The sequence below is a fragment of the Streptomyces murinus genome, from assembly GCF_002154555.1.
Lineage (GTDB): Bacteria > Actinomycetota > Actinomycetes > Streptomycetales > Streptomycetaceae > Streptomyces > Streptomyces murinus.
This window is the reverse complement of sequence record NZ_MUNF01000602.1, coordinates 1-4,027: the sequence shown is the minus strand read 5'-3', so window position 1 is coordinate 4,027 and position 4,027 is coordinate 1. Positions and strand designations below refer to the sequence as shown.

The window sequence follows — 4,027 nt, the reverse complement described above, 5'->3', positions numbered from 1 at the left end:
CCGCCGCCGGGATCGGGGACCCCCGGGTCGGACTGGCCGAGCTGGGCGCGGTCTGGCAGGAGGCGCGCGCCGCGGCACAGGCGGCGCTGGCCGAACGGCACCTCGGGCCGGTCGCGCGGTGGCGGGGCATCGGGCCGTACCGCCTGCTGACCGCGCTCCCCCCGGAGTCCGCGCAGGACCCGGCCGCCGGCCCCCTCCTCTCCCCGGCCCACCGCGAGCTGGCCCGCACCGCCGAGGTCTATCTCGACTGCGCGGGCCAGGCCGGCCGTACGGCCTCCGAGCTGGGCATCCACCGCCAGACCCTCTACTACCGCCTCAACCGCGTGGAACAGCTGACGGNNCACGGCTGTAGGGGCGCGGCGCGGGAATTCCGGTTGCCCCCCAACTGCCCGCCGGGGTAAGCCTCTTCGCCATGGCTTCCCCTTCTTCCTTCTCCTTCGCCGCGCCCGACGGCACCGAACTCGCCTACCACGTCCGCGGCGAGGGCAGCCCGCTGGTCGCCCTGCCCGGCGGCCCGACGGACTCGGCGTACCTCGGCGATCTGGGCGGCCTGTCCCGTTACCGGCGGCTGATCATGCCGGACCTCCGGGGCACGGGCCGCTCGGCGACCCCCCGGGACCCGGCGTCGTACCGCTGCAACCGGATGGTGGCCGACGTGGAGGCCCTGCGCATGCGTCTGGGTCTGGACCGGATGGATCTGCTCGCGCACTGCGCCGGCGCCAACCTGGCTGTGCTGTACGCGAGTTGCCACCCCGAGCGCGTCGAGCGGCTGACCCTGATCACCCCGAGCGTCGCCGCCGTCGGCCTCACGATCAGCGGTGCGCTGCGTCTTGAGACCGTCCGGGCCCGCGCCGCGGAGCCCTGGTTCCCGGCGGCGTACGCGGCACTGGAGGCGATCACACAGGGCCGCGCGACGGCGGCCTCATGGGAGGCCATCGCCCCGTTCTCGTACGGCCGTTGGGACGCGGCGGCACGCGCCCATCAGGCCGCGGCGGACGAGCGGTCGAACCCCGAGGTCATGGCCGCGTACGGCGCGGAGGGCGCGTACGACCCGCCGGCCACCCGGGCCGCGCTGGCCCGTCTCACCGCGCCGGTACGGCTGCTCGCGGGCGAGGTCGACCCGGGCGCCCCGCCGGCCACGGTCGCCGCGTACGCGGCCCTCTTCCCCGACGCCGAACTGGTGATCCAGCCCGGCGCGGGCCACTTCCCCTGGCTGGACGACCCGGCCTACTTCGTGACCGCGGCCACGTGACCGATGAACTCCGCCCAGGCGTAGGAGGGGACGAGGAGGGCGGGACCGTGGGGGTCCTTGGAGTCACGGACGCCGATGCGGGGGGCGAGGGGGGCTACTTCGACGCAGTTCTGGCCGGGCTCACTGTACGAGGACTTGAACCAGTCCCGTCCCGGGGCGAGTTCGAGTGCGGCGTGAGGCTGGTACATGGTCTAGATCTCTCGTTCTAGTCGGTGCAGGAACTCGGGAGTCTTATCGGGCGGCAGCGCGTCCGCCACCATGACGTCGAACCGGCGGGTGAACCTGTCGACCTCACGAGGCTTGTCCGAGGTGGAGATTGGCCCCCAGGGAGTATCGATCGACACCCGTGGGGGGAAATCCTTGCCGAAGTCAAGGATGGCGAAGTCGCTGGTCGAACGATAGCCGGGGCGGAAGGGCAGCACCTGGATGGTGATGTGGCTCAGACTCGCCAGCGCCTCAAGTGCAGCGTACTGCTCACGCATGACCTCCACGCCGCCTACCGGATACCGCAGAGCCGCCTCGCCCACGACGACGTGGACCCGCACCGGGTTCTCGCGAGTGAGGATTTCCTGGCGCTTCATCCTCACCTCCACGCTGTTCCGGATGAACTCGGACGTGAACTCCTCGATCGCCTTGTGCGCCTCGTGGAGGGCGACGGCGTAGTCCCGGGTCTGAATCAGGCCATAGATGAGCGTCGGGTGATACGCCTTCACAGACCGCGCCTCCGGCTCAAGCCCCACGAAGCCCGGCATCCCGGCAGGCATCAGCCCCCGGTATTGCGTAAGCCAATCCTGCTGGTTGGACTCCTTGTTGAGGTTGACCAGCGACTCGATGACGTCCTCGTCCGTGACGCCGTACTTGTCCAGGAGTTTCCGCAGGTCACCGACGTTGCGGAAATTGAGTGCGCCGGTCTCGATCCGCAGCAGGCTGGCCTCCGAGATGCGCAGCCCCTGCACGGCCTGCTTCCGCGTGAGGCCACCTCCCCGGTCTCCGCCGCTACAGCCCTCCCTCAACTGACGAAGTTGCAAGCCAAGTTCAAGCCGCTGTGCCGTGCGTCCACGTTTGGGTGCCATGTGCAGAGTGTGACACCTCCAGTACAGAGCGCGCAGGCGAATGCGCAGATGCGGGCATAGTCCAATTTCACCTCCTCTGAAATTTCTGCGGAGTTTCGATTGCAGCTCGAAGGCCGGGATCGTCACCGTGGGTTGGCAACCACCCCACGGAACGGAGCCCCCCATGCCCCCCACTCTCCTCACCCACGACTGGGCCATGAGCTACCCCATGACCACCCGCAGCGTCCCCGTCGCCCGTATCCAGGCCCGCCGTCGCCTCACGGGCTGGAACTGGGCCGGGGACATCGAGGACGCCGTCCTCGTGGCGTCGGAGCTGGTCGCCAACGCGGCGGTGCACGCGAAGGTGCCGGGTCACCAACTGTGGCTGAGGTTGCGAGAGTTGGAGAACAACGAGCTGATCGTGGAAGTGTCCGACCCGGTACCGGCGTTTCCCGTGCCGGGCCGGCAGGGCCCCGGAGGCGAGCGTGGCCGAGGGCTGCGAGTCGTCGCCGCGCTCGCGGAGGAGCTGGACTGGTTCCTCAGGGCGGAACTCGGCAAGACGGTCCGCGCCCGCTTGGGCACGGTCGGCTGAACCCTCTCGGTCCGCAGGTGTTCAACCCGGTCGGCGCGTTCAACGCATCGCCGCCCTCCGACGGCTGACTCCCGGGTGTCCGGCCGACTTGACTGGACGAATGACCAGCCCCGACACCCCCGCACCAGGATCCGAACTGTTCACCGCACCCCTCTGGGGAGACCTGAAGGTCCGCTCAGCGCTCCACCCCGGGACCGAGGCCGGCCGCGAACGCAATCTCCGGCGGCTCCGGGGCCGCCGGCTGTTCGCGGACGAGCGGGCCTTCGAGTGGTACCGCTCCTGGGACCTGGAAGGTCTGGTGGGCGCGGTCTACCCCTACGTCGACGACGTGGGCCTGGACTTGTGCAACTACGCCACCACCTTCATGACCGTGTACGACGACCAGTTCGAGGGCACCTCGGCGACCGCGTCGGCCGAGGCGGCGGCCGAGGTGCGCACCTGTCTCGGAGTCATCGACGAACGGACCGACGTCCCCGCCACCTCCCCCCTGACCGGCATCTTCGCCGAGATCTGGCACGAGTGGCTACGCGCCGGGCTGTCCGCCGAGTGGCACGCCCGCGTCCGCACCGACTGGGTCTACTGCCTGACCTCGATGGCCCATGAACGCGTCGCGCTGCGCAGCGGAAAGCCGCTGCTCCTGGACCAGTACCTGTGGCTGCGCAGGGGCACCTCGTACATGCCGCTGTTCCTCGATCTGATCGAGCTGGCCCGCGGCCGGGAGTGCCCGCGCATCGCCTTCCACGCGCCGCCCCTCCAGATCATGCGCTGCATCACGATGGACGTCGTCAACTACATGAACGACGTCCTCTCGCTGCACAAGGAGATGGCCCGCGGGGACAACGACAACATCGTGCTCACCCTCCAGGGCACGTACGACTGCTCGCTGGACGAGGCGATCTCACGGGTGTGCGCGTCGGTCCGCGAGCAGGTGCGCCGGTTCGCCGAACTCCACGGCCGGCTCCCGGAGATGTGCGCCGACCTGGGGCTGTCCGGGGAGGAGACCGAGGCCGTGCTCGGTTACGGGCACGGCCTCGAGTGCTGGATCGGCGGCTACGACCCCTGGCAGCGGAGCAGCGCCCGCTACACGACCGCGTTCGCGCAGCGCCCCGCGGATCAGCGGTGGGCCTTCCG

General features: G+C 70.0%; 5 protein-coding genes and 1 pseudogene. 4 read left to right on the top strand and 2 right to left on the bottom strand.

Annotation, left to right across the window (positions count from 1 at the left end):
• Positions 1-338: pseudogene (locus CCN72_RS30995) on the top strand (helix-turn-helix domain-containing protein); the annotation flags it as partial.
• Positions 339-412: 74 nt separating this feature from the next.
• On the top strand, positions 413-1,252 hold the full coding sequence (locus CCN72_RS30990; RefSeq protein WP_086811401.1) for an alpha/beta fold hydrolase: 840 nt from the start codon (positions 413-415) through the stop codon (positions 1,250-1,252).
• On the opposite strand, the gene CCN72_RS30985 is transcribed toward CCN72_RS30990, so the two are convergent.
• Together CCN72_RS30985 and CCN72_RS30980 are read right to left on the bottom strand one after the other, a co-directional pair.
• Complete coding sequence (locus CCN72_RS30985) at positions 1,228-1,440, bottom strand: DUF397 domain-containing protein (protein WP_086811399.1); 213 nt, start codon at positions 1,438-1,440, stop codon at positions 1,228-1,230. The genes CCN72_RS30990 and CCN72_RS30985 overlap by 25 nt on opposite strands.
• A 3-nt stretch (positions 1,441-1,443) precedes the next feature.
• Positions 1,444-2,325 carry a helix-turn-helix domain-containing protein gene (locus tag CCN72_RS30980; protein ID WP_086811397.1) on the bottom strand — a complete coding sequence of 294 codons (882 nt, stop codon included), beginning with the start codon at positions 2,323-2,325 and terminating at the stop codon, positions 1,444-1,446.
• A gap of 163 nt (positions 2,326-2,488) precedes the next feature.
• Between CCN72_RS30980 and CCN72_RS30975 the strand changes: the two genes are divergently transcribed.
• Positions 2,489-2,896, top strand: a complete 408-nt coding sequence (locus CCN72_RS30975) for an ATP-binding protein (protein ID WP_237553250.1) — start codon at positions 2,489-2,491, stop codon at positions 2,894-2,896.
• A 100-nt stretch (positions 2,897-2,996) separates the two neighbouring features.
• On the top strand, positions 2,997-4,027 hold a 1,031-nt coding region (locus CCN72_RS30970), incomplete at its 3' end, for a terpene synthase family protein (protein WP_086811393.1).